This window comes from Enterobacter cloacae complex sp. S1 (assembly GCF_014930525.1).
GTDB classification, from domain to species: Bacteria; Pseudomonadota; Gammaproteobacteria; order Enterobacterales; family Enterobacteriaceae; genus Enterobacter; species Enterobacter hormaechei_C.
The window spans coordinates 24,703-49,300 of record NZ_JADBRE010000039.1; the positions used below are offsets into that span (position 1 = coordinate 24,703).

The following is a 24,598-nucleotide window of genomic DNA, read 5'->3' on the forward strand; positions in this document are numbered from 1 at the left end:
CAGCGATTTCCTCACCACCAAATTCTCTCCTTCACCTCAAGAACCTTTTTCTACCGACGTGCATAACGGTGCGCGTAGCCGTTGTATATCGTCATCCGGTAATGCAAGCAATGGCTTACAAGGAAGCCAACCCTCTGATGTTCGTGCGCATAATCGTGCCGATGCTGGCGCGTGTGATGAATACCAACAACTCAAGGTGCTATCCATGGGAAGACAGAAAGCAGTGATCAAAGCTCGTCGTGAAGCAAAACGTGTGCTGAGACGGGATTCACGTAGCCATAAACAGCGTGAAGAAGAATCGGTCACCTCGCTTGTGCAGATGAGCGGCGTAGAATCCATTGGCATGGCGCGGGACAGCCGCGATGCATCGCCAATAGTGGCGCGGAATGAAGCTCAGGCGCACTACCTGAATGCTATCGAGAGTAAACAGCTCATCTTTGCAACCGGGGAAGCCGGATGCGGGAAAACCTGGATCAGCGCCGCCAAAGCGGCGGAGGCGCTGATTCATAAGGACGTGGAAAGGATCATCGTTACCCGTCCGGTACTGCAAGCGGATGAAGATCTGGGCTTCCTGCCCGGCGATATTTCCGAGAAGTTTGCCCCGTACTTCAGGCCCGTCTATGACGTGCTGGTGAAGCGGTTGGGCGCTTCCTTTATGCAGTACTGCCTGCGACCAGAGATTGGCAAGGTGGAAATCGCGCCGTTCGCCTATATGCGCGGACGTACATTTGAAAATGCGGTCGTCATTCTTGACGAGGCTCAGAACGTGACCGCTGCGCAAATGAAGATGTTTTTAACGCGCCTCGGGGAGAACGTGACGGTTATCGTCAACGGCGATATTACCCAGTGTGACCTGCCGTCGGGCGTGAAGTCCGGCCTGAGCGATGCCATGTCACGTTTTGAGGAAGATGAGATGATAGGGGTGGTCCGCTTCACCAAAGATGACTGTGTGCGCTCAGCGCTGTGTCAACGCACGTTGGAAGCGTATTATTGAGTATGCTGTTGTATTCAAGGCCCGGGAAACCGGGCTTTGTTTTTTGTGCATTTTAACCCCTCTCCCCTGGGGAGAGGGTTAGGGTGAGGGGCTCAGGCCGCACCGAGCTGCATATAGCACCGGGGGGATTGACTCGCTGCGCTCGCCCTGCGGGCAGCCTGTTCGCTTCGCTCTCAGCCTGTCCAACTGGCTGCGCCAGTTGTCGAACCCCGGTCGGGGGTTCTCATCCCCCCCAAAGGCGTGCACATGCGAAAAAAAAGCCCGCATTTTCATGCGAGCTCTTCTTCAAATATGGCGGTGAGGGGGGGGATTGACTCGCTTCGCTCGCCCTGCGGGCAGCCTGTTCGCTATGCTCTCAGTCTGTCCAACTGGCTGCCGCCAGTTGTCGAACCCCAGTCGGGGGTTCTCATCCCCCCCTTTTCGGAGAATATAAAAGAAAAAAGCCCGTACTTTCGTACGAGCTCTTGTCTTGAATATGGCGGTGAGGGGGGGATTCGAACCCCCGATACGTTGCCGTATACACACTTTCCAGGCGTGCTCCTTCAGCCACTCGGACACCTCACCATATTGTTTTGCTGCCTGACCGCTTGGGGGGCAACGGGGCGCTACTATAGGGAGTTGCGCTAAAACGGTCAAGCAGATTTTCAGCATTCGTGCTTGTTCGGTTAAGCCTTAATCAGCTTATGTCGCAGCGCGCAGGATTAACGCTGCGAATCGAGCACTTCGCTATTTTTCACCACGTCCTGCGCTTTGCTGTAGCTTTCGATCAGCAGCTGGTAGGCCGGGAAGATGTGTGTGTACACCTCAGCCCATTCACCCGCATCTTCACGGTTCCACGTGCGCTGAATTTCGGAAGCAACAGCAGCCGTGTCCATCGGCACCACGCCTGCCTGCACTACGCGCGCCAGGGTGATCTCCTGCGCCATTTTGCTGTAGGTGCCGGATGCATCAATCACCGCAAACACTTTATATCCGTCCGCCACCGCGCTGATGGACGGGAAGGCCATGCAGACGCTGGTGATCGTCCCCGCGATAATCAGCGTTTTGCGCCCGGTGGCTTTCACCGCCGCCACGAACTCCGGGTTATCCCAGGCGTTGATCTCACCCTTGCGTGCCACATACTGTGCGTGCGGCGCGTTGGCGTGGATCTCCGGGATAAGCGGGCCGTTCGGTCCCTGTGGAACCGACGCCGTGGTGATCACCGGGATCTTCGCCAGCGAGGCGATTTTTGCCAGCGCTGCTGCACGGGCGCGCAGCTCAGGCATTGGCATGTCTCCTACGGTCTGGAACAGCCCGCTCTGGTGATCGATAAGCAGCATAACGGCATCGTTTACGTCAATAACGGGACGTGCACCGTTGAAGTTTGCAGGGGTAGACATAATGCGCTCCTTATTACGTTTAGATTTGGCCAAAGCGGCCGGAGTTGAAATCGCGAATAGCCTCGGCAATTTCGGTTTTACTGTTCATCACAAACGGGCCATAGCCCACGATGGGTTCATTCAGCGGCTCCCCGGCCATCAGCAGCACTTTGGCATCGCTGCTGGCTTCGAGATGCAGTTTGTCACCGCTCTGACTCAGCACGACCAGTTGCGCCTCACCGGCATGCGTGGTGCCGTTCACCGTCACGCTGCCTTCAACGACAACCAGCGCCGTGCTCCAGCCTTCGGGCTGATTGAGCGTCAGATGGCTACCCTGGCGCAGCGCGAGATCCCACACGTTCAGCGGTGAGAAGGTATGCGCCGGGCCGGTTACCTCTCCAAAACGGCCAGCAATCACGCGCAATGTTCCGCTGTTATCCGGCAGGGTGACCACCGGGATATCCGCCTGAGTGATGCTCTGGTAGCCAGGCGTCGCCATTTTGTCTTTGGCGGGCAGGTTGACCCACAGCTGCATCATTTTCAGTTCACCGCCTTTCTGCGAAAACGCGCTGGAGTGGAACTCCTCGTGCAAAATGCCTGCGCCTGCCGTCATCCACTGCACGTCGCCTGGGCCAATAACGCCGCCTCTGCCGGTGGAATCACGGTGCTCCACTTCGCCTGAGTAGACGATGGTCACCGTTTCAAAACCGCGATGAGGGTGCTCGCCCACGCCGCGTTTCGCGCCGTCCGCCGGGAAGGTATGCGGTCCGGCGTAGTCCAGCAGCAGGAACGGGCTCAGGGGCTCGCCGTGCGTCTGGTAAGAAAACATCGAACGAACCGGAAAACCGTCACCGACCCAGTGCGGACGAGGTGCGGTATACACGCCTGTTACGTTTTTCATGATTAACTCCTGATGTCCTGTTGATGGAATTAGCTTATATTCAGGGTTAATATCCCGGTAGATAGCAAAAATGACATTCACTGTTCCTTAAATGGAACAATGGAGGCGTATGCAGGATCTCAATGATTTCGTATGGTTTGTGAAGGTGGTGGAGCATGGTGGCTTTGCGGCGGCGGGTCGGGCGCTCGATCAGCCTAAGTCGAAACTGAGCCGTAGGATTGCGCAGCTGGAAGAACGCCTGGGCGTTCGGTTGATCCAACGTACCACGCGGCAGTTTGCGGTGACGGAGGTGGGGCAGACGTTCTATCAGCACTGTAAAGCCATGCTGGTGGAAGCTGAAGCTGCGGAGGAGGCGGTGGCTGCTTTACAGGCTGAGCCGCGCGGTATGGTCCGGATCACCTGTCCTGTCACCTTGCTGCACGTTCACGTGGGGCCCATGCTGGCGCGGTTTATGGCGCGCTATCCAGGGATCAACCTCCAGCTCGAAGCCACCAACCGCCGGGTCGATCTGGTGGCGGAGGGGGTGGATGTGGCGATCCGCGTTCGTCCGCGCCCGTTTGATGACAGCGATCTGGTATTAAGGGTGCTGGCGGACAGGGGGCACTGTCTGGTTGCCGGGCCGGCACTGATTGAACGGATGGGCAACCCGGCGATGCCCTCTGAACTCAGCGAGTGGCCGGGGTTAAGTATGGGGGCGGGCAAGCACCTGCATAAGTGGGAATTGAGCGGGCCGGAGGGCGCAAAGGCAGAAATTCACTTCACGCCGCGCCTGGTGACTACCGACATGCTGGCGCTGCGGGAGGCGGCGATGGCGGGCGTGGGCGTGGTACAGCTGCCCATTTTGATGGTGAAGGATCAGCTGGCTTCAGGTGAACTTGTTCGGGTGCTGAATGCCTGGGAACCCAGACGGGAAGTGATCCACGCGGTGTATCCATCCCGGCGCGGCCTGCTGCCATCGGTCAGGACGCTGGTGGATTTTCTCACCGAAGAGTATGCAAAGATGGTTGAAGACTAGCTTTTTGTAGGTCGGGTAAGCGTAGCGCCACCCGACATAAAGAACGCAGGGAGCGAATCTCCTTACGGAGAATATAAAAGAAAAAAGCCCGTACTTTCGTACGAGCTCTCATCTTAAATATGGCGGTGAGGGGGGGATTGACTCGCTTCGCTCGCCCTGCGGGCAGCCTGTTCGCTACGCTCTCAGTCTGTCCAACTGGCTGCGCCAGTTGTCGAACCCCGGTCGGGGGTTCTCATCCCCCCCAAAGGCGTGCAACATACGAAAAAAAAGCCCGCATTTTCATGCGAGCTCTTCTTCAAATATGGCGGTGAGGGGGGGATTCGAACCCCCGATACGTTGCCGTATACACACTTTCCAGGCGTGCTCCTTCAGCCACTCGGACACCTCACCATATTGTCATCCCGTTGTTGTCGGGACGGGCGCTAATGTAAGGAAAAGCCGTACTGCCGTCAACCCACTTTTTCAGTAATTTAGCGTGTTTAGACAAACTTCAGGCAACCTGATTCCGAAATGTGCGAAATGCGCCTCTTTTATCAGCAACGCGGTTTAGCGATAAATTTGTTATGCTGGCAAGCCAGTTGAAAATGAAAATAAAACAGCGCAATAAAAGGCAATGACTATGGATATTATCTTCTATCACCCCACTTTTGATACGGCTTACTGGATTAACGCGCTCACGGCGGCACTGCCTGGCGCACGCGTTCGCGAATGGAAACAGGGCGATAATGAACATGCCGACTACGCGCTGGTCTGGCATCCCCCGGTCGAAATGCTTCAGGGACGCCGTTTGAAGGCGGTGTTTGCTCTTGGTGCGGGTGTGGATTCCATTCTCAGTAAGCTGAAGGCACACCCTGAAATGCTGCCGGAGGATATTCCCCTGTTTCGTCTGGAAGATACCGGTATGGGGCAGCAGATGCAGGAATATGCCGTGAGCCAGGTGCTGCACTGGTTCCGCCGTTTCGACGATTATCAGGCGTTTAAACAGCAATCCCACTGGGAACCGCTTCCGGATTATCAGCATGAAGATTTCACCATCGGCATCCTCGGCGCGGGTGTACTGGGTTCGAAAGTCGCCGAAGCGCTCGCGCCGTGGGGCTTCCCACTGCGCTGCTGGAGCCGGAGCCGTAAGGATTATCCAGGCGTCGAGAGCTTTGCCGGAACGGACGAACTCCCGGCGTTCCTGAAAGGGACTCGCGTCCTTATTAACCTGCTGCCGAATACGGCGGAAACGGTCGGCATTATCAATGGCACGCTCCTCAACCAGTTGGCAGAAGACAGCTACTTAATGAACCTGGCGCGCGGGGTACACGTTGTGGAAGACGATCTGCTGAAAGCGCTGGATAGCGGTAAACTGAAAGGCGCAATGCTGGATGTGTATAGCCGCGAACCGCTGCCAAAAGACAGCCCGCTCTGGGCACATCCGCGCGTGGCGATGACGCCTCATATTGCGGCCGTGACGCGACCGGCGGAGGCCGTGGCGTACATCTCGCATACCATCAGCGAAATAGAGAAGGGCAACGCGGTGACCGGACAGGTCGACAGACAGCGAGGCTACTGAGAGAAACCCGGCGTTCGCCGGGTTTTTGCTAATATTCGCCGCTGATAACTGCTATCCTTTGGAAAAACCGCAGAGGAGAGAAAGATGTATCCCGTTGACCTGCATATGCACACCGTCGCCAGTACCCACGCTTACAGTAACCTCCATGATTATATCGCTCAGGCGAAGCTGAAAGGCATTAAACTGTTTGCGATAACCGATCACGGTCCGGATATGGCGGATGCGCCGCACTACTGGCATTTTGTGAATATGCGTATCTGGCCACGCCTGGTGGACGGTATCGGGATACTGCGCGGCATCGAAGCGAACATCAAAAATACTGACGGTGAGATTGACTGCACCGGCCCGATGCTGTCCTCGTTAGATCTGATCCTCGCCGGCTTCCACGAGCCGGTCTTTGCGCCCCAGGATAAAGAGACCAACACCGCAGCGATGATTGCCACTATTGCCAGCGGCAACGTGCACATTATTAGCCACCCGGGAAATCCGAAATACCCGATTGATATTCAGGCCGTGGCGCAGGCGGCAGCGAAGCACCGCGTGGCGCTGGAGATTAACAACTCCTCCTTTGTTCACTCGCGTAAGGGCAGTGAAGCCAACTGCCGCGAAGTGGCGGCGGCCGTGCGTGACGCGGGCGGCATGGTGGCGCTGGGCTCTGATTCACACACGGCCTTCACGCTGGGTGATTTCAGCGAGTGCCTGAAAATATTGCGGGACGTGAATTTCCCGGAAGAACAGATCCTGAACGTCACGCCGCGTCGTATGCTCGACTTCCTTGAGTCGCGCGGCATGGCGCCGATTGATGAATTTGCCGATCTTTAATTAATAACGGAATAAAAACATGAATGAGTTTTCCATCCTTTGCCGCGTGCTGGGCACCTTATATTACCGCCAGCCGCAGGATCCGCTGCTGGTTCCGCTGTTTACCCTGATTCGTGAAGGTAAACTGGCGCAGAGCTGGCCGCTGGAACAGGATGAGTTGCTGGAACGCTTGCAAAAAAGCTGTGATATGCAGCAGATTTCAACGGATTACAACGCGCTGTTTGTGGGGGAAGAGTGTCGCGTGTCGCCGTATCGTTCTGCCTGGCAGGAAGGTGCGACCGAAGCGGAAGTTCGGGCGTTTCTTTCAGAACGGGGCATGCCGCTGACGGATATGCCTGCCGATCATATCGGTACCCTGCTGCTGGCGGCCTCCTGGATTGAAGATAATGCAGGTGATGATGAGAACGAGGCGATTGAAACCCTGTTCGAAACGTATTTGCTTCCGTGGGTTGGCACCTTCCTGGGTAAAGTTGAAGCCCATGCCACCTCGCCGTTCTGGAGAACGCTGGCTCCGCTGACGCGTGACGCTATCGCTGCCATGTGGGACGAGCTGGAAGAAGAGAACGAAGAGTGATTTGAATCACAAAAATCCTGCAACGATACATTTCAACTTGCACGTAATGTGCTTCTGATCTCATTTCTATGGTGCGCATCTGCTAAGATGCGCACCATGAACATACTACTTTGTATTGCAATCACGACTGGCATCCTCTCCGGCCTCTGGGGTTGGGTGGCTGTCTCTCTCGGCTTGTTGAGCTGGGCTGGTTTTCTTGGCTGCACGGCCTATTTCGCCTGCCCGCAGGGTGGTCTCAAAGGGCTCTTCATCTCCGGCTGTACTCTGATGAGCGGTGTGATTTGGGCGCTGGTCATTATGAAAGGCAGCGCGCTGGCGCCGCAGGTGGAAATCCTGGGGTACGCCATCACCGGCATTGTGGCCTTCCTGATGTGCGTTCAGGCAAAACATCTGCTGTTGTCCTTTGTGCCCGGCACGTTCATGGGTGCCTGCGCGACCTTTGCGGGGCAGGGGGACTGGAAGCTGGTGGTCCCTTCGCTCATGCTGGGGTTACTGTTTGGCTACGCCATGAAGAACAGCGGCCTCTGGCTTGCGGCCCGACGCGAGAAGAGCCAGAGCGTTCCTGCGGTAAGTAAATAAAAAAAGGCGAGACGGAAATCTCGCCTTTTTTATGCGCCGCCGATTATGACTCCGGCGGCACCGACATCTCACGGTATTTCACCAGCACCGCATTACTCACGTCACTTTTATTCTGAAGATCCCACAAGCCGCGATCGATACCGTCATTAATCAGGAAAATCACGCCGGTTTCGATGGCCGACATCAGACACAGCATGACCGGCTCGTTAGAGGTATAGCCAATTTCACCCTCCAGCAGACGCTGGTAATCGATAAAGCGGAACACCCCGGCCTGCACTTCATAAGAGAGAATCGTTTTGCTGGTGGTCACGGAGGATAATATCTCACCCGTGCTCACGTTAACCACGCGCAGGTTGACGGCAATCTGATCCAGCTGATACTGCGTGTCGGCCCCGATGCCAAAGTAACGCGCACCCGCGCCGCCCGATTTCACGTTACTTTCGTAGCCGATAATCGAGCCTTCCACCATGATATTGGCTGCGGTGAGAGACTGTAGCGGCATGCGGTTATTGACGCCAACGGTACCATTCTCCTGCGCGGCACGAATGATTTTTCGTTCGTTAAGCAGGTTTTGCAGCCCCTGACGTTCCAGCGGGATAAACCAGCGAGAATCTTTCAGGGCGGTGACCAGCATCGCGGTGGCGCTCTGCGGTACGGCCGTCGAGAAGTTACTGGCCGGATACGGTTTGAACTGGCCCGTCTCATCCTGAATGTTATAGACCGAGACGAATATCTTCCCGGTAGGGACCGGCAGATGCGTCAGATCCCGGTAGCTCTGGGCACGAGGCATCAGGGTGGGTTTAGCGGCTTCTTTTGGCGGGGCAGTTAAACAACCGCTTAATAAGCACACTGCAACTAAAATAAAAAAGCGCTGCATAATAATTGTCCTTATTTCGGGGTTGTTTAGAAATCAGTTGAACTGGTCTGCAAACCGGAAACCTGGATTGTCGACGTTTTACCGGTTTTTCGGTCTGTCACATTTAACTGAAGCTGCCCGTCTTTATTGGCAATATCGACGATAAAGTCGTTAGTGACCATCCGGCCGGGTTTTCCGGTATTAATGTTGGTTAATAAGCCACCTAATATTTGCGACTGGATGGCCTGAGTGAAATTATCCAGGGCCGACGGGGTCTCGATACCGAAATCATCGTCATAGCTGGGGTCTTTATAAGAGTTTTGAGCCTGAGCCTGGTTAAGCATAAAGGCTCCGTTATTCGGGTTGCCGCCAAAATTAGGGTTGCGGAACTGGAATGTCATATTTCCGGCCCAGCTCAACGGCGCAATGAGCATTAACGAAATCACTGTGTGTGCGAGACGCATTACAGCCTCCGAAATAGGTGTCGTTGCTAGAACTCATCTTTTGCTAAATCGCCTGTGCTCAAAAGGGCTTTGTCTAACTGTAGGCGGTTAATAGCTTCTTCTGTTTGTGCCAGCGCGAAAGCGACGTTCTGATCGAAGTCTCTTTTCGTTGGGAATAAAAAAGTCTGGTAAATAACGTCCTGATTAGCGGTTATTGTGATCCAGCTTCCCCACCGCGCACTGGGCCGTTCGTTGATGGTTAAGTTACCCGGATAATCGCTTTCCCACTTATCGCTGAAGGCACGATAAAAATCGTGTCCGACAGAGGTGACGGTGTGATCGGTCAACAGTCCGGGAACTTCCACCTCAACAGCCTGAAGGTTTCCGGCAGCAAGCATAATGCCTGCGGCGGCAATCCAACTTAGGGTGCGTTTCATGCTATTAACGCCTGAGGTTATCGTTGGCCCACGACACCGCCTGCGTGCGATTTTTAACAGCTATCTTTTTGAAAAGATTATAAAGATGCGTCTTAACCGTATTTTCGCTGATAAATAACGAACGGGCGATTTCAATATTTGAAGCACCAATACGCAGTTTGTTCAGGATCTCTTTCTCACGGTGCGTCAGAAGTGCAGATTCTGAACTGTTATAGCGATAATTTCCGGAGTGGGTAATGAGGTAGCTGGCCAGTTTTTGCGAGAAATAACACTCCCCCCGCAATATGCCCTGCAAACCCTCCACGACACGGTTTTCTTCTTCAGTGACGTAAAACACGCCGTTAATATGCGGCCAGCTCTCAATATCGCGGAAAGGATACTCATCAGGCGTATTTAATAACAATACGCGGATATTATTGTTTTTCCTGCTTAAATTATCCTGCCAGTAATGGACCAGTTTTTTATCCGCTTCCATCATATCGAGAAGAATGATGCTGCCAGGAGCGATATCATCAAAAGAACGTTGAATATTATGCAGTTTCCCGTTAAGCGAGAGGCATTGTTTTAAATGCTGCAATAATGCTGTCGCTTGTAAGGAAGGTTTTGTGATCAACAATAATGTATGACCGGGTAAGCTATGGACTTCATTAAACATGATGAAACCCCACGTTATTTATGACACCCGGCAGCTGCCCTCGTATTATTGAAAAGGGCACCAGAAGTACTGACAGGTGTGGCACTGCTGTGTGTAGTTAAAAAACCTTCCTCCAAAGGAGGCGGTAAAATTAAAAACAAATAACGTACTGCTGTTTTCAATCTAGCTATTGCAAACTTTAAAGCAAGTGTTAATCATGTAACAGAATGTAAAATTCGATATTAAGTTGTGTATTTTTAAGGGTGAATAGATTTTAAGATAAGGGGAAAGTTGTACAGGTGTATAAACGTGCACAGATTTTGAAAGTCATACAATATATTATAACGAATTGAATTATTGGGCTTTTAATTATTGTAAGCCAGCCGGTAAAAAGTATGAACTCAGCTAAAAAGTTAAGACTTCTCTAAGCTGGAAATTTTTCTTAAGAAAACTTGCTTCGTGTCACGCACCTGGCAAAAGACATTGCCATGTTTGTCTGTAGAAGCCGGTACAGGTTGGACAGCCTGTCTCGCTGTTGTCCAGACGCTCAGACAAGAATTTATTTCTGCATTAGTGGTGTGTCGCGTCGTTTCAGGCGAGATTTACGACTTTGAGGTGAATGAGCATATAAAAATAAGGCACACGGGTGAGATATTAAATATGTTTCGGCAGACATACTCTTTTCCGTAACGCGGCGTTAACAAAACGAATCGCGTTAACGGGTAAAGACATACCTATTTTATAGCCAGGTCCAGGGTGACAGCATGAAAAACAAAATGTTGTTTATGATGTTTACATTACTGGGTGCGCCTGGGTTTGTAGTCGCAGGTGATTCAGATTTAGCCAGTTCTGAATATAATTTTGCGATAAATGAATTAAGTAAAGCTTCATACAATCAGGCAGCCATTATTGGTCAACAGGGCGCAGGTAATAATGCTGATGTACGCCAGGGCGGTTCTAAATTGCTGTCCATTATTTCCCAGGAGGGCGGGAATAACCGCGCGCATGTTGATCAGTCAGGGACGTATAACCTTGCTTATATCGATCAGACCGGTAACGGCAACGATGCGAGTATTAAGCAGGGCGCTTTTGGCAACACCGCCATGATTATCCAGAAAGGCTCGGGTAACAGGGCGAATATAACGCAGTATGGTACGCAGAAAACAGCAGTTGTAGTACAGAGACAGTCGCAAATGGCTATTCGCGTTATTCAACGCTAGCGATGTGTGACGCCTTAATCAATCCGATGGGGGTTTACCATGAAACTTTTCAAAGTGGCAGTTATTGCAGCAATCGTAGTTTCTGGCAGTGCTTTCGCAGGTGCGGTACCACAATTTGGCGGCGGCCACGGTGGTGGTTGGGGTGGCGGCAATAACGGCCCTGACTCAACCCTGAGCATTTACCAGTACGGCGGCGGTAACTCCGCACTTGCTTTGCAGACGGACGCCCGAGATTCTGAATTAACCATTACCCAGCACGGTGGCGGTAACGGTGCAGATGTTGGCCAGGGCTCTGATGACAGTTCTATCGATCTGCTGCAAAAAGGCTTTGGTAACAGCGCCACCATCGACCAGTGGAATAGCAAAGACTCTGTTATCAACGTGAAACAGTTCGGCGGCGGCAACGGCGCGGCGGTAGACCAGACAGCGTCCGGCTCAACGGTGACTGTGCACCAGGTTGGCTTTGGCAACAACGCGACCGCACATCAGTACTGATTCATTTCTGTACCAAAAAACAGGGCATGCGCCCTGTTTTTTTTCGGGAGGATCTCATGAGCACCTTCATTCTTCTTGCCGCGCTTGCCAGCCAGATAACGTTCAGCACCTCACAGCAGGCAAATATGACAACCATTATTCCTCAGGTCACGCTGGCAGACGCCTGCGAATGTCAGGTTGAGGTGTTATCTGTCCGACAAGGGCAAGCGGGACAAAGTACATCGCGGCAGAAAAATACTCTTTTTATACCCGCTAATCAGCCGATTGATTTAACGCGAATCAGTTTAAATATTCGTTCAGGGGAGGCGGTAAAAATAATCGTCACCGTTTCCGATGGAAAATCGCTTCATTTATCACAGCAGTGGAACGCACCGGTAAGTACGCTTTAATAATTCATGAAATCAATGATTTAATAAAGTGGCGGCGCTGCACAGGTAAGCTATGCTGATATCAAGAACCCAGTCATCGGGTTGCTTAAATTGATACGTCATAACGGAGCGTTTTTACCCCTCAAGGACGAATTTCATTGAGGAGTACAAATAATGTTCAAATCCGCAGCGTGTATTATTTCTGGTCTGGGACTGATCCTGTCCTCTTTTTTATCTCCGGCTTATTCAGCAACTATAGAAAATGGTGGGGTGATTCATTTTCGTGGCGCCGTGGTCGCTGACCCGTGCGAAGTCACGCCCCGGCATCAGCAGTTTGCGATCTCCTGTCCGGAAAATAACCGTATGAAAACGCATACCATCAGTTATGACGAGGCGCTCCGGGGCCATCATCCTCATTCAGCTCTGGCCGCTGTCAGCATGAAATACCTGAATGAACAGAAAACGCTTGCGGTCGTTCAGGTGGATTACCGCTAACCGACGTTTTTTTCGCGGCAGTTTTTCTCCTTCTCCCTCTGCGATACACTGATGAAAAAGGCGGGTTGCAGAGGGTGTTTATGAGACCGCAAATCGACGTTATTCATGGCGATATCACGACGGTACACGTTGACGTGATCGTCAACGCAGCCAATTCCTCCCTGATGGGTGGGGGCGGGGTGGACGGTGCCATTCACCGGGCCGCAGGCCCTCAACTCCTTGAAGCATGCAAAACCGTGCGTCAGCAGCAGGGAGAGTGCCCGCCGGGGCATGCTGTTATTACGCTTGCGGGCGATCTCCCGGCCAAGGCGGTGATCCATACCGTTGGACCCGTCTGGCACGGTGGCGACCGCCATGAGGCTGAGATTCTGGAGCAGGCGTATCGTAACTGCCTGCGGCTTGCGGCGGATAACGGGTATAAGACCATGGCGTTCCCCGCCATTAGCACCGGGGTGTACGGTTATCCAAAGGAAGCGGCAGCTACAATCGCCGTGAATACCGTTTATCACTACCTTTCCCTCAAACCCATGCCGGAAAAAGTCATTTTTGTCTGCTTCGATGAGCACACCGCCGACCTGTATCAGCGGATTTTGACCGCGCGCAGCCAGGCATTTTGATGTCTGAATGCAAAAACGGCGCCCTGGAGGCGCCGTTTTGTTATCCCGCTTTAACCTGAGGTTTGCCTGAGAACAGGAAACGCAAAAGCGGGATCCGCAGGTGGATTTCATACAACACGATGGCAATACCAACCACAAAGACCAGGCCGGTGAAGAAGCCCAGCGCATTCGAGGCAATATGCGGCGTAATGTACGCCCCGAAAAACAGCGTCAGCGGATGGTGAACCAGGTAGATAAACAGCGAAGCATTAACGAAATAGGTAACGCGGCTGGATTTAAAATTCAGCAGACGATGGCCAAGGGCGAACACCACGTTAACCATCCACAGGCCCATCAGCATCGTTATCACGCTCTCTGTCTCATACATCCACGCGTCCCCGCTGCCATAGCGCTGATTGAGAAGATAGGCGGCAAAGGCCAGCGCAGCACCCACCGCACACCAGGGGGAGGGGGTGGTAAACAGCGCTTTAAGCCGGGGATGAATAAATGCCAGCGCCCCAATCAGGAAGAAGGGAATGTAGAACAGGGTCTGCATCACCACGAAATTAAACAGCCCATCGCTCAGAATGGTAGGGTAGACAATGAGCAGGGTACGCCTGACGGCGGCATACGCGACCCCCAGCGCAAGAAACAGGAGCGACAGCTTGCCCAGGGTGATGTTGGCGAAGAAGGTCGAGGATGCGGTGCTTGCGCGCTGGCGCAGCTGGCTGAAGATCAACAAACTCACCGTGGTTAGCACCACCAGTACCAGCAGGAACCAGAGGTGGGAAATCAGCTCCCAGACCAGAGTGTTGTATTTCTCATAGAAGGAGAGATTCGGCCAGTTTTCCGCCTTGCCTTTAACATGCTGCAACATGATGAACTGCGGCAGCGTCAGCAGCGGAATGGCCGTCAACATCGGTATGCCCACGCGCTCCACGCGCACTTTCCACCATCGTTTGAGGGGATAGCGCAAGAAGAGCATGTAAGAGAAATAACCGGAAATGACAAAAAACACCTGCATGCGGAAGGCATGGATAAAATCATTAAACAGCGTCAGCCACCAGGAGGGCATCTGGCTGTTCACGTGCCAGGTGTGGCTGGAATAGATCAGTGAAATATGAAAAGGGATCCCCAATAGCATGAGCCATGCGCGGATCGAGTCGAGGAAATATTCACGTTGTACAGGGGTTGTGCTCATATAACTTTGCGCATTCTCAGACTTTTCGCCTTATCCCTAAGGCTCATAATGGTTACATTCGGAGCCAACCCTACACCAAGACCGACACCCTGTCTCCAGGATAAGCACGCAAAGTGAAAAGCGGGTTCTTTCATTTGCTTAATCCATGAGCCAGCGAGCTGAACAAAGCAGTGATAATGTTGTCGGATTGCCTGAGTTTCCATTAAAATGGATCGGATCGATATAAGCACACAAAGGGGGAAGTGCTTACTTATTATGAAACATAAACCACAAATGATGAAAATGCGTTGGTTGGGTGTAGCAGTGCTGTTGTCACTGTATACCTCATCTGCACTGGCCTTTAACATCGATGATGTCGCAAAACAGGCTAAATCGATGGCGGGCAAGAGCTACGAAGCGCCAAAAAGTAACCTGCCCTCCGTTTTCCGCGACATGAAATACGCGGACTATCAGCAGATCCAGTTCAATCACGATAAAGCGTACTGGAACAATATTAAAACCCCGTTCAAGCTTGAATTTTACCACCAGGGTATGTACTTCGACACGCCGGTTGCCATCAATGAAGTGACGGCGACCGCGGTACGCAAAATCAAGTACAGCCCGGATTATTTCAATTTTGGCGATGTGCAACACGATAAAGACACGGTGAAAGACCTCGGCTTCGCAGGCTTCAAGGTGCTTTACCCGATTAACAGCAAAGATAAAAACGACGAAATCGTCAGCATGCTTGGCGCCAGCTACTTCCGCGTGATTGGCGCGGGGCAGGTGTACGGGCTTTCTGCGCGCGGTCTGGCAATTGATACCGCGCTGCCATCAGGTGAAGAATTTCCACGTTTTCGCGAGTTCTGGATCGAACGTCCAAAACCAACCGACAAACGTCTGACAATTTATGCGCTGCTGGACTCCCCTCGTGCGACAGGCGCTTATCGCTTCGTGATCATGCCAGGGCGTGACACGGTGGTTGACGTACAGTCTAAAGTTTACCTGCGCGATAAAGTGGGCAAACTGGGCGTCGCGCCGCTGACCAGCATGTTCCTATTCGGGCCGAACCAGCCCTCTCCGGCGACCAATTTCCGTCCTGAACTGCATGATTCCAACGGCCTCTCCATTCATGCGGGTAACGGCGAGTGGATCTGGCGTCCGCTGAACAACCCGAAACACCTCGCCGTCAGCAGCTTTGCGATGGAAAACCCGCAGGGCTTTGGTCTGCTGCAACGTGGCCGTCAGTTCTCCCGCTTTGAAGATCTGGATGACCGCTACGATCTGCGTCCAAGCGCCTGGGTAACGCCGAAAGGCGACTGGGGTAAAGGCAAGGTTGAGCTGGTTGAAATTCCAACTAACGATGAAACCAACGATAACATTGTGGCGTACTGGACACCGGATCAGCTGCCGGAAGCCGGTAAAGAGATGAACTTCAAGTATGCGATCACCTTCAGCCGTGACGAAGACAAACTGCACGCACCGGATAACGCGTATGTTATGCAGACGCGTCGTTCGACGGGTGACGTGAAGCAGTCCAACCTGATTCGTCAGCCGGATGGCACGCTGGCATTTATCGTGGACTTCACCGGGCAGGATATGAAAAAACTGGCCCCGGATACTGCCGTGACGGCACAGGCCAGCATTGGCGATAACGGTGAAATCGTTGAGAACGCCGTGCGTTACAACCCGGTCACCAAAGGGTGGCGTTTGACCCTGCGCGTGAAGGTGAAAGATCCGAAACAGACCACTGAAATGCGCGCCGCGCTGGTCAGTAACGATAAGCCGCTGAGTGAAACCTGGAGCTATCAGCTACCTGCCAATGAATAATACATCTGAATATATTGATGCCATGCCGCTGACGGACATTGAAAAAGCGGCACTCCCTGCGAGCGACATCCGCGCGGTTCACACCGCGCTGGATGGTGAACATCGTCACTTTTCCCGTGATGATGATACGCCGCTGGGGTCAGTGAAGGCACGTCTGGAGCAGGCATGGCCGGACTCGCTGGCAGAAGGGCAGCTAATCAAGGATGACGAAGGGCGTGACCAGCTACAGGCGATGCCGAAGGCCACGCGTTCCTCCATGTTCCCCGATCCGTGGCGCACCAACCCGGTGGGCCGCTTCTGGGATCGCCTGCGTGGGCGTGACGTGACGCCGCGCTATCTGTCACGTCTGACCAAAGAACAGCAGGCATCCGAGCAGAAATGGCGTACCGTGGGAACGATTCGTCGTTACATTCTGCTGCTGCTGACGCTGGCGCAGACGGTTGTCGCAACCTGGTACATGAAAACCATTCTGCCGTACCAGGGCTGGGCGTTGATTAACCCTGCTGACATGATTGGCCAGGATATCTGGGTCTCCTTCATGCAGCTGCTGCCGTATATTTTACAGAGCGGCATTCTTCTGCTGTTCGCGGTGCTGTTCTGTTGGGTCTCCGCCGGGTTCTGGACGGCGCTGATGGGCTTCCTGCAACTGCTGATGGGGCGTGACAAATACAGCATTTCCGCGTCGACGGTCGGGGATGAACCCCTCGATCCTGAGCACCGTACCGCGCTGATCATGCCTATCTGTAACGAAGACGTTGACCGCGTATTCGCCGGGCTACGTGCTACCTGGGAGTCCGTAAAGGCGACCGGTAACGCGGCGCATTTCGACGTCTATATCCTGAGCGACAGCTACAATCCGGATATCTGCGTGGCGGAGCAAAAAGCCTGGATGGAACTGATTGCCGAGGTGCAGGGCGAAGGGCAGATCTTCTACCGTCGTCGTCGTCGTCGTGTTAAGCGTAAGAGCGGAAACATTGATGACTTCTGTCGTCGCTGGGGTAACCAGTACAGCTACATGGTGGTACTGGATGCAGACTCCGTGATGAGCGGCGACTGCCTGAGCGGGCTGGTCCGTCTGATGGAAGCCAACCCGAACGCGGGAATTATTCAGTCCTCGCCAAAAGCGTCCGGTATGGACACGCTGTATGCGCGCTGCCAGCAGTTTGCGACCCGCGTCTACGGGCCGCTGTTTACTGCCGGTCTGCACTTCTGGCAGTTGGGTGAATCCCACTACTGGGGCCACAACGCCATTATCCGCGTGAAGCCATTCATCGAGCACTGCGCCCTGGCGCCGCTGCCGGGTGAAGGGTCGTTTGCCGGGTCCATTCTGTCGCATGACTTTGTGGAAGCTGCGCTGATGCGTCGCGCAGGGTGGGGCGTCTGGATTGCCTACGATCTGCCTGGCTCGTATGAAGAGCTGCCGCCGAACCTGCTGGATGAGCTCAAACGCGACCGCCGCTGGTGTCACGGTAACCTGATGAACTTCCGCCTGTTCCTGGTGAAAGGGATGCACCCTGTTCACCGTGCGGTGTTCCTGACGGGCGTTATGTCCTATCTGTCTGCGCCGCTGTGGTTTATGTTCCTGGCGCTCTCAACCGCGTTGCAGGTTGTGCATGCCCTGACGGAGCCGCAGTATTTCCTGCAACCGCGCCAGCTGTTCCCGGTGTGGCCGCAGTGGCGTCCGGAGCTGGCGATCGCGCTGTTCGCGTCGACCATGGTGCTGCTGTTCCTGCCTAAGCTGCTCAGTATCATTCTGATCTGGTGCAAAGGTTCGAAGGAGTACGGTGGTTTCTGCCGCGTGACCCTTTCACTGCTGCTGGAAGTGCTGTTCTCGGTCCTGCTGGCGCCGGTGCGTATGCTGTTCCATACGGTGTTTGTGGTGAGCGCGTTCCTGGGATGGGAAGTGGTGTGGAATTCACCGCAGCGTGATGATGACTCTACGCCGTGGAGTGAAGCCTTTATGCGCCACGGCTCTCAGCTGCTGCTGGGCCTGGTGTGGGCCGTTGGTATGGCCTGGCTGGATCTGCGTTTCCTGTTCTGGCTGGCGCCAATCGTCTTCTCGCTGATCCTGTCGCCGTTTGTGTCGGTGATCTCCAGCCGTTCCACGGTGGGCCTGCGTACCAAACGCTGGAAGCTGTTCCTGATCCCGGAAGAGTATTCCCCGCCGCAGGTGCTGGTGGATACCGATACCTATCTGGAGCAGAACCGCAAACGCACGCTGGATGATGGCTTTATGCATGCCGTGTTTAACCCGTCATTCAACGCGCTGGCAACCGCGATGGCGACGGCGCGTCACCGCGCCAGCCAGGTGCTGGAGATCGCCCGCGATCGCCACGTTGAGCAGGCGCTGAACGAGACGCCAGAAAAGCTTAACCGCGACCGTCGTCTGGTGCTGTTGAGCGATCCGGTGACGATGGCACGGCTTCACTACCGCGTGTGGTCTGCTCCGGAGAGATACTCTTCGTGGGTGAACTACTACAAGGACGTGAAGCTCAATCCGCTGGCACTGAAGGCGAAGTAACGCTTCTTTGCTCGCCAAATAAAATACCGGCTTAAGCGCCGGTATTTTTTTAGAGGTTTAACAATGAAAGTCGTCATTGTAATCATGATGGCATGCCTGCTCAGCGGCTGCGGCAGCATTATCAGCCGCACCATCCCCGGGCAGGGCCACGGGAATCAGTACTACCCCGGCGTACAGTGGGATGTCCGTGATTCCGCATGGCGCTATCTCACCGTGCTCGATCTGCCGTTTTCGCTGATTTTCGACACGCTACTGCTGCCCATCGATGCCAGCCACGGCCCCTACGAGTAGCAGTGACTTATCGCTCGTCCCATTCGTCCGCTGCGGCCTGACCCTCTTCGGTATCCAGCGGCGGTTCGAGCTGAAACTCACCTTCGTCCCATTCGTGCAGCGTATTTTCTTCCAGCCACTCCTGACGTAACTCAATTTCGTCGTAGTCGCCGTCGAATACCGCCTGTGCACCTTCACCACTCAGTATCGGCAGACATTCACCATCTTCACCCTCATCAGCAAAGAATTCGGCCTGCCACATAATATCGCCGTCCTGTAGGACGTATTTTTGGATATTAAGTTGTTGCACGTCAGCATCTTCTTCCTCAACGCCGGGATTATCGGCGAGGAACTCTTCGCGAGCGGCATCAATTGCTTCTTCCAGCGTGGCGTACATGGTCATTGGTGTCTCCCTGTTTTTCGTGAAGGTATTCAGGGAAAGAATAGCTGATTATGTGATTTTGCAAGTATGAATGCGAAAATTAGCCGTCACGATGTTGTCTTATTCGCGCCGGGCGTAGTGCCCGGGATAAGCTGAGCCACGAATAAACGGCGTTGAACAGCACGACGCCTGCCGTCACGATAAAGACCGCCCTGAAACCGAAGCTGGCCGAAATCCCCGCGCCGACCAGCGGTCCGGTGACGTTACCCAGATCGCGAAACGACTGGTTATAACTGAAAATACGACCGGCTGTCTGGTTGGTGGAGTTATAGACCAGCAGCGTCTGTACAGCCGGGAGTAGCGCACCATCCGCAGCCCCCAGCAGGAAGCGCAGGACGCCGAGCTGCCACGGAGACTGCACCAACGCCATGGGGATCAGCAGCAGGACGGAGACGATCAGCGCGCAGATAAGGATCTTTTCCGGGCCGATACGGTCTCCCAGCTTGCCGAGCCTCGGCGCGCTCAGTAGCGCCGCCACGCCGGGAACAGAGGCGATTAGGCCGCTGATAAAGGCGATATTGCTGACGTTTCCCGCCAGGTCGCGTACGTAGAGCGTCAGTATAGGCGCGATTGAACCGGTGGCCACCTGGATAATCATGGTGGTTACAAACAGGCTCAGCAACAGCTTTGGGTTTTTCAGCGAGGCCAGCACATCCCGGGCGTGCAGCATCTCTTTTTTGGCCACGGGCGTGAAATTCTCGCGGATACAGATAAGCGTCACCAGGAAGCAGAGGAACAGCACGCTGGCGGTAATGAAGAATACCGGCCGCAGTCCGTAGTGGTCGGCCAGCAGCCCGCCCGCCAGTGGGCCCAGCAGTGCACCGCTTACGCCGCCAGTGGAGAGCGTGCCCAACGCCCAGCCGCTTTTCTGGCGCGGGATTTGGGTGGCGATCAGGGCGTTGGCGTTAGGGATAAATCCCCCGAGCAGGCCCAGGAGTGCACGTAATATCAGGAACTGCCAGACGTTCTGCGCCACCCCCATCAGCAGCATAATGATCGCCATGCCGAGCGCGGAGCGCAGCAGCATAATTTTGCGGCCTTTGCGATCCGCCAGCCCACCCCAGAAAGGCGACGCAATGGCGGAGAACAGGAACGTAATGCTGAACACCAGGCCGGACCACATATTCAGGGCGCTATGTCCGGTGACGCCGAGCTGTTCAACGTAGAGGGGCAGGAAGGGCATCACCAGGCTAAAGGCGGCGCCAGTAAGAAAACAACCCAGCCACGCAACCGTCAGGTTACGTTTCCAGTTTATGGGAGCATCTGTGGGGGACATAACTATCCGCATAATGAGGTGCAGGGCACCGTGAACAGTGAGGTAATAAGCCTGCTAATTATGCGCCCGGGGTATGATTGCCGCAATGACGGGGAGCTTTTAAAGCTAAAACAACATGCGGCCCGGAAGGCCGCACGCAGGTTAATACCGGGAAGGGACGCCCTGAGGCCGGGTTTTAAAGCGGCGATGCAGCCACATGTACTGCTCCGGCGCGAGCATAATGCATTTCTCGACAACGCCGTTCATCCAGCGGGCGGTGGTTTCTGCATCAATCAGCGGTGGCGCGAGTTCCGGCTCCAGCATGATGAGCTGATAGCCTGAACCGTCTGGTTTACGGCGCGGCACAAACGGCACGATAGCCGCTTTGGACATCCGCGCCAGCATCCAGGTCCCGGTGGTCGTCGCTGCATCTTCCACCGCAAAGAACGGGACAAACACGCTGGATTGCGGGCCATAGTCATGATCCGGGGCATACCAGACCACTTCACCTGATTTCAGGGCGCGGATCATCCCTTTCAGGTCTTTGCGATCGATCATGCTTTTATTGGAGCGCATGCGTCCGTTGGTCTGGATCAAATCGATCACCGGATTATCGTTAGGACGATAAACGCCAATACCCGGGGCCTGCATGCCGAACATGCGCGCGCCAATTTCGAGCGTCAGGAAATGAACGCCAATCAGCAGGACGCCAGTCTGGTTGGCCTGAAGAGTATGCACCGGCTCCATGCCGGTCCCGGCCACTTCCGTCCAGCGCGCCATGCGTTTATCCGACCAGAACCAGGCCATACCGGTCTCCATCAGCCCCATGCCGACAGATTCGAAGTTTTTAACCACCATGTCGTGGCGCTCAGATTCACTCATCTGAGGAAAACAAAGCTCAAGGTTACGATACGCGATCCTGGCGCGACGCTTCATAAACTGCTGAGCAATGCGGCCCAGTCCTTTACCCATGCGGAAAATGACGGGATAAGGCAGCTGTACAATTAGCCACAACAAGCCAATGCCTGACCATGTTAACCAATAGCGGGGATGCAAAAGCGCGGCAGTAAATTTCGGTAACTGGGTCATGTCTGTCCTGTGTTCTAACGTCCTGAAAGGATATTGTCTCATTTTTTAAGGCATAGCCAAAATGTCTGTCATCGAAACATGAAAGAATATGCAAATGTTAAGTCTGATTAATCAGGTTGACTGAAATGTAGCGTAAATTGTGTGGATGTAAATTGTCTTTGTTTGCTATATCATGCCGACCGATTTTTAATTCTCAACGATTGCAGGACTTGTACACCATGCCAGTGTTACACAACCGCGTTTCGAATGAGATGTTGAAAGCGCGTATGTTGGCCGAAACCGAACCGCGCACAACGATCTCTTTCTATAAGTATTTCACCATTGATGATCCCCAGGCGACCCGCGATGCGCTTTACCAGGCTTTTACCGCCCTGAACGTGTTTGGTCGCGTCTATCTGGCGCGTGAGGGGATTAACGCGCAGATCAGCGTGCCGGAAAGCAAGGTCAGCGCCTTCCGCGACCTCCTTTACGGGTTTGATCCGGCGCTTAACGGCTTACGCCTGAACATTGCGCTGGATGATGACGGTAAATCATTCTGGGTGCTGCGCATGAAGGTGCGCGAGCGTATTGTGGCGGATGGCATTGACGATCCGAGCTTCAATGCCGCTAATGTGGGGGAGTACCTGAAGGCCGCTGAAGTGAACGCGATGCTCGACGATCCGGATGCGGTGTTCATTGATATGCGTAACCACTATGAATATGAAGTGGGGCACTTCGAGAATGCGATGGAAATTCCTGCCGACACCTTCCGCGAGCAACTGCCAAAAGCCGTTGAGATGATGCAGGAGCATAAAGACAAAAAGATCGTTATGTACTGCACCGGGGGGATCCGCTGTGAAAAAGCCAGCGCCTGGATGAAGCACAACGGGTTTAATAAAGTCTGGCACATTGAGGGTGGGATCATTGAGTATGCCCGTCGCGCCCGTGAGCAGGGTTTACCGGTGCGTTTTATCGGTAAGAACTTTGTGTTTGACGAGCGTATGGGCGAGCGAATTTCAGAGGACGTGATCGCGCACTGCCACCAGTGCGGTACGCCGTGCGATACGCATACCAACTGCAAAAACGACGGATGTCATCTGCTGTTTATTCAGTGCCCTGCATGTGCCGAGAAGTTTAATGGCTGCTGTAGCGAGCTGTGCAGTGAAGAGAGTATCTTGCCTGAAGAAGAGCAACGTCGTCGCCGTGCCGGACGCGAAAACGGGAATAAGATCTTTAATAAATCCCGGGGCCGACTGAATACCAAACTGGGTATTCCGGACCCGGAGTAAAACACTGCCCGGCGGCGCGAAAGCCTGCCGGGCCTGTTTTATGACTTCTGCTGAACGCCTTCCACCGAAATAATCAACTCAACATCCTGCGATGCCGGGCCTAAATCCGTGGTGATATTAAAATCTTTCAGATGAATTTTGCCTGCGGCTTCAAATCCAGCACGTTTGCCACCCCACGGATCGTCGCCCTGTCCAATTAATTTGGCATCCAGTGTGACCGGTTTTGTTACGCCGTTCAGCGTCAGATTACCGGTAATAGCGAGCTTATCACCGTCTTTCTTCACCTCTGTCGACGCGAAAGTAGCTTGCGGGAATTTGCCCACGTTCAGAAATTCAGCGCTGCGCAGATGTTTATCACGCTCGGCGTGATTAGTGTCGACGCTGTTGGTATTAATGGTGACGTTCACTTTATCGGTAGCAGGGTTTTTCTCGTCGAAAGTAAATGTGCCATCGAAATCATTGAATGTGCCATATAACCAGCTGTAACCCAGATGCTGAATACGGAAATTGACGAAGGCATGCTGGCCCTCCTTATCAATTTTATAGTCAGCGGCAATGGCCGAACCGGTGGTAAATAGCAGCGAACCTAATGCGATACCCAACAGGCGTTTTTTCATTTTATGCTCCAGAGTCAACTGACGAACGGCCAAGCATGCGCTTCAGCGTATCGTCTTTATCAATAAAGTGGTGTTTCAGGGCCGCAAGGCCATGCAGGACAGACAGGATCACCACGCTCCATGCCAGCCACAGATGAACCACACCTGCGGTGTCAGCCTGTGAACCGGCGTCAGCCAGCGTGGCTGGGACGTCAAAAAGCCCAAACACGCTGATCGGTTTACCGTCTGCGGTCGAAATGAGATAGCCGCTGATCAGAATGGCGAACAGCAGGGCATAGAGTGCGATATGTGCGCCAACAGCGCTTATGCGGATAAGTCGGCCATGGCTTTTGGGTGCTGGAGGGGGCGGAGAGATATGTCGCCAGATCACGCGAAAAACCAGACCCATCATCAGCAGAACCCCGATGCTTTTGTGCAATTCGGGGGCCTGATGATACCAACTGTCATAATAGCTTAATGTCACCATCCACAGTCCGAGACCAAACATGGCATAGACGGCAAGTGCAAATAGCCAGTGTAAACACATGGATATTATTCCGTAGCGGCGGGAGGAGTTACGCCATTGCATATGAATTTCCGTTCTCAAATGACTGAGCAATAAAAATGGACGGGTTAAATAAATAATGCAACTGAAAAAAATGAATAATGTTTTTTATTTAATTTATTTCAGCGAATTTGAATGTGTTTCCGCAATGTATTTCAATCGCTTCGTTCAATAAATTTGAGGTGACGTTTTTTAAAAAATATAAGTTAAATAAATTTAAAGGAGTGTCAATAAACG

The 24,598-nt window shown here is 53.6% G+C and carries 27 protein-coding genes, 2 tRNA genes and 2 other RNA genes; 15 read left to right on the plus strand and 16 right to left on the minus strand.

What is annotated here, in order from left to right; genetic code table 11:
- The first annotated feature begins 205 nt into the window (after positions 1 to 205).
- Positions 206 to 994: a phosphate starvation-inducible protein PhoH gene (gene phoH, locus IM290_RS20305; RefSeq protein ID WP_193042523.1), complete on the plus strand. Its 789-nt coding sequence runs from the start codon at positions 206 to 208 to the stop codon at positions 992 to 994.
- Positions 995 to 1,286: 292 nt separating this feature from the next.
- Here phoH and IM290_RS20310 read toward each other — a convergent pair.
- The 4 genes from IM290_RS20310 to IM290_RS20325 form a co-directional block, all read right to left on the minus strand.
- Positions 1,287 to 1,425, minus strand: a non-coding RNA gene (locus IM290_RS20310) — RtT sRNA.
- Positions 1,426 to 1,470: 45 nt separating this feature from the next.
- Positions 1,471 to 1,558: transfer RNA gene (locus IM290_RS20315), tRNA-Ser, on the minus strand.
- A gap of 137 nt (positions 1,559 to 1,695) precedes the next feature.
- Positions 1,696 to 2,373, minus strand: a complete 678-nt coding sequence (locus IM290_RS20320; protein ID WP_003858068.1) for an isochorismatase family protein — start codon at positions 2,371 to 2,373, stop codon at positions 1,696 to 1,698.
- 19 nt (positions 2,374 to 2,392) lie between these two features.
- On the minus strand, positions 2,393 to 3,253 hold the full coding sequence (locus IM290_RS20325; protein WP_047741392.1) for a pirin family protein: 861 nt from the start codon (positions 3,251 to 3,253) through the stop codon (positions 2,393 to 2,395).
- A 109-nt stretch (positions 3,254 to 3,362) separates the two neighbouring features.
- Here IM290_RS20325 and IM290_RS20330 point away from each other — a divergent pair, with 109 nt between their 5' ends.
- The gene (locus tag IM290_RS20330; RefSeq protein ID WP_017384759.1) at positions 3,363 to 4,268 is read left to right on the plus strand and encodes a LysR family transcriptional regulator; all 906 of its coding nucleotides are present in this window, start codon (positions 3,363 to 3,365) and stop codon (positions 4,266 to 4,268) included.
- Positions 4,269 to 4,388: 120 nt separating this feature from the next.
- Here the strand turns inward: IM290_RS20330 and IM290_RS20335 are convergent.
- Both IM290_RS20335 and IM290_RS20340 read right to left on the minus strand, forming a co-directional pair.
- A non-coding RNA gene (locus IM290_RS20335) (RtT sRNA) lies at positions 4,389 to 4,525 on the minus strand.
- A 45-nt stretch (positions 4,526 to 4,570) separates the two neighbouring features.
- A tRNA-Ser gene (locus tag IM290_RS20340) sits at positions 4,571 to 4,658 on the minus strand.
- Between the two features lie 229 nt (positions 4,659 to 4,887).
- Here IM290_RS20340 and ghrA point away from each other — a divergent pair.
- From ghrA to IM290_RS20360, 4 genes are all read left to right on the plus strand, one after another.
- Complete coding sequence (ghrA, locus tag IM290_RS20345; RefSeq protein ID WP_032670148.1) at positions 4,888 to 5,826, plus strand: glyoxylate/hydroxypyruvate reductase GhrA; 939 nt, start codon at positions 4,888 to 4,890, stop codon at positions 5,824 to 5,826.
- Between the two features lie 84 nt (positions 5,827 to 5,910).
- Positions 5,911 to 6,648, plus strand: coding sequence for a phosphatase (locus tag IM290_RS20350; RefSeq protein WP_032670147.1), 738 nt, complete (start codon positions 5,911 to 5,913; stop codon positions 6,646 to 6,648).
- Between the two features lie 19 nt (positions 6,649 to 6,667).
- A complete protein-coding gene (locus IM290_RS20355; protein ID WP_003858059.1) occupies positions 6,668 to 7,222 on the plus strand; it encodes a molecular chaperone in 555 nt (184 codons plus the stop codon).
- Between the two features lie 96 nt (positions 7,223 to 7,318).
- Positions 7,319 to 7,801, plus strand: a complete 483-nt coding sequence (locus tag IM290_RS20360) for a DUF1097 domain-containing protein (RefSeq protein ID WP_072203222.1) — start codon at positions 7,319 to 7,321, stop codon at positions 7,799 to 7,801.
- A gap of 43 nt (positions 7,802 to 7,844) precedes the next feature.
- Here the strand turns inward: IM290_RS20360 and csgG are convergent, their stop codons facing one another.
- Genes csgG through csgD form a run of 4 tightly spaced genes read right to left on the minus strand, consistent with a single transcriptional unit; the run spans position 7,845 to position 10,192 of the window.
- Complete coding sequence (gene csgG, locus IM290_RS20365; protein ID WP_003858055.1) at positions 7,845 to 8,678, minus strand: curli production assembly/transport protein CsgG; 834 nt, start codon at positions 8,676 to 8,678, stop codon at positions 7,845 to 7,847.
- 26 nt (positions 8,679 to 8,704) lie between these two features.
- A complete protein-coding gene (gene csgF, locus IM290_RS20370; protein WP_003858054.1) occupies positions 8,705 to 9,121 on the minus strand; it encodes a curli production assembly/transport protein CsgF in 417 nt (138 codons plus the stop codon).
- Between the two features lie 26 nt (positions 9,122 to 9,147).
- Positions 9,148 to 9,537 carry a curli production assembly/transport protein CsgE gene (gene csgE, locus IM290_RS20375; RefSeq protein ID WP_003858052.1) on the minus strand — a complete coding sequence of 130 codons (390 nt, stop codon included), beginning with the start codon at positions 9,535 to 9,537 and terminating at the stop codon, positions 9,148 to 9,150.
- A 4-nt stretch (positions 9,538 to 9,541) separates the two neighbouring features.
- Positions 9,542 to 10,192, minus strand: a complete 651-nt coding sequence (csgD, locus tag IM290_RS20380) for a biofilm master transcriptional regulator CsgD (RefSeq protein ID WP_017384754.1) — start codon at positions 10,190 to 10,192, stop codon at positions 9,542 to 9,544.
- Positions 10,193 to 10,935: 743 nt separating this feature from the next.
- Here csgD and csgB point away from each other — a divergent pair.
- The 5 genes from csgB to ymdB all read left to right on the plus strand — a co-directional run bounded on the left by csgB (position 10,936) and on the right by ymdB (position 13,366).
- Complete coding sequence (gene csgB, locus IM290_RS20385) at positions 10,936 to 11,391, plus strand: curli minor subunit CsgB (protein ID WP_193042522.1); 456 nt, start codon at positions 10,936 to 10,938, stop codon at positions 11,389 to 11,391.
- Between the two features lie 39 nt (positions 11,392 to 11,430).
- Complete coding sequence (csgA, locus tag IM290_RS20390; protein WP_003858043.1) at positions 11,431 to 11,886, plus strand: curli major subunit CsgA; 456 nt, start codon at positions 11,431 to 11,433, stop codon at positions 11,884 to 11,886.
- A 56-nt stretch (positions 11,887 to 11,942) separates the two neighbouring features.
- The gene (gene csgC / locus IM290_RS20395) at positions 11,943 to 12,275 is read left to right on the plus strand and encodes a curli assembly chaperone CsgC (RefSeq protein ID WP_045342804.1); all 333 of its coding nucleotides are present in this window, start codon (positions 11,943 to 11,945) and stop codon (positions 12,273 to 12,275) included.
- A 153-nt stretch (positions 12,276 to 12,428) separates the two neighbouring features.
- On the plus strand, positions 12,429 to 12,749 hold the full coding sequence (locus tag IM290_RS20400) for a type 1 fimbrial protein (RefSeq protein ID WP_017384751.1): 321 nt from the start codon (positions 12,429 to 12,431) through the stop codon (positions 12,747 to 12,749).
- 80 nt (positions 12,750 to 12,829) lie between these two features.
- Complete coding sequence (gene ymdB, locus IM290_RS20405) at positions 12,830 to 13,366, plus strand: O-acetyl-ADP-ribose deacetylase (RefSeq protein WP_015570849.1); 537 nt, start codon at positions 12,830 to 12,832, stop codon at positions 13,364 to 13,366.
- A gap of 40 nt (positions 13,367 to 13,406) precedes the next feature.
- Here the strand turns inward: ymdB and mdoC are convergent, their stop codons facing one another.
- Complete coding sequence (mdoC, locus tag IM290_RS20410; protein ID WP_193042521.1) at positions 13,407 to 14,546, minus strand: glucans biosynthesis protein MdoC; 1,140 nt, start codon at positions 14,544 to 14,546, stop codon at positions 13,407 to 13,409.
- 255 nt (positions 14,547 to 14,801) lie between these two features.
- On the opposite strand from mdoC, the gene mdoG reads away from it, so the two are divergent.
- From mdoG to IM290_RS20425, 3 genes are all read left to right on the plus strand, one after another.
- Entirely contained in the window at positions 14,802 to 16,355 is a 1,554-nt protein-coding gene (mdoG, locus tag IM290_RS20415) for a glucans biosynthesis protein MdoG (RefSeq protein ID WP_015570847.1), read from the plus strand.
- Entirely contained in the window at positions 16,348 to 18,876 is a 2,529-nt protein-coding gene (gene mdoH / locus IM290_RS20420) for a glucans biosynthesis glucosyltransferase MdoH (protein ID WP_193042520.1), read from the plus strand. Before mdoG ends, mdoH begins: the two co-directional genes overlap by 8 nt.
- A gap of 63 nt (positions 18,877 to 18,939) precedes the next feature.
- Positions 18,940 to 19,167 (plus strand): YceK/YidQ family lipoprotein, encoded by a 228-nt coding sequence (locus IM290_RS20425; protein WP_015570845.1) that lies wholly within the window; start codon positions 18,940 to 18,942, stop codon positions 19,165 to 19,167.
- A gap of 7 nt (positions 19,168 to 19,174) precedes the next feature.
- On the opposite strand, the gene IM290_RS20430 is transcribed toward IM290_RS20425, so the two are convergent.
- The 3 genes from IM290_RS20430 to IM290_RS20440 all read right to left on the minus strand — a co-directional run bounded on the left by IM290_RS20430 (position 19,175) and on the right by IM290_RS20440 (position 21,932).
- Entirely contained in the window at positions 19,175 to 19,549 is a 375-nt protein-coding gene (locus tag IM290_RS20430) for a MysB family protein (RefSeq protein ID WP_015570844.1), read from the minus strand.
- Between the two features lie 79 nt (positions 19,550 to 19,628).
- Positions 19,629 to 20,864, minus strand: coding sequence for a multidrug efflux MFS transporter MdtG (gene mdtG / locus IM290_RS20435; RefSeq protein WP_193042519.1), 1,236 nt, complete (start codon positions 20,862 to 20,864; stop codon positions 19,629 to 19,631).
- 141 nt (positions 20,865 to 21,005) lie between these two features.
- Positions 21,006 to 21,932: a Kdo(2)-lipid IV(A) acyltransferase gene (locus tag IM290_RS20440; protein WP_003858019.1), complete on the minus strand. Its 927-nt coding sequence runs from the start codon at positions 21,930 to 21,932 to the stop codon at positions 21,006 to 21,008.
- 218 nt (positions 21,933 to 22,150) lie between these two features.
- On the opposite strand from IM290_RS20440, the gene IM290_RS20445 reads away from it, so the two are divergent.
- Entirely contained in the window at positions 22,151 to 23,200 is a 1,050-nt protein-coding gene (locus IM290_RS20445; RefSeq protein ID WP_015570841.1) for a rhodanese-related sulfurtransferase, read from the plus strand.
- Between the two features lie 38 nt (positions 23,201 to 23,238).
- Here IM290_RS20445 and IM290_RS20450 read toward each other — a convergent pair whose 3' ends face one another.
- Positions 23,239 to 23,817, minus strand: coding sequence for a YceI family protein (locus tag IM290_RS20450; protein WP_193042518.1), 579 nt, complete (start codon positions 23,815 to 23,817; stop codon positions 23,239 to 23,241).
- Between the two features lies 1 nt (position 23,818).
- On the minus strand, positions 23,819 to 24,385 hold the full coding sequence (locus tag IM290_RS20455) for a cytochrome b (protein ID WP_193042517.1): 567 nt from the start codon (positions 24,383 to 24,385) through the stop codon (positions 23,819 to 23,821).
- Between the last annotated feature and the right edge of the window lie 213 nt (positions 24,386 to 24,598).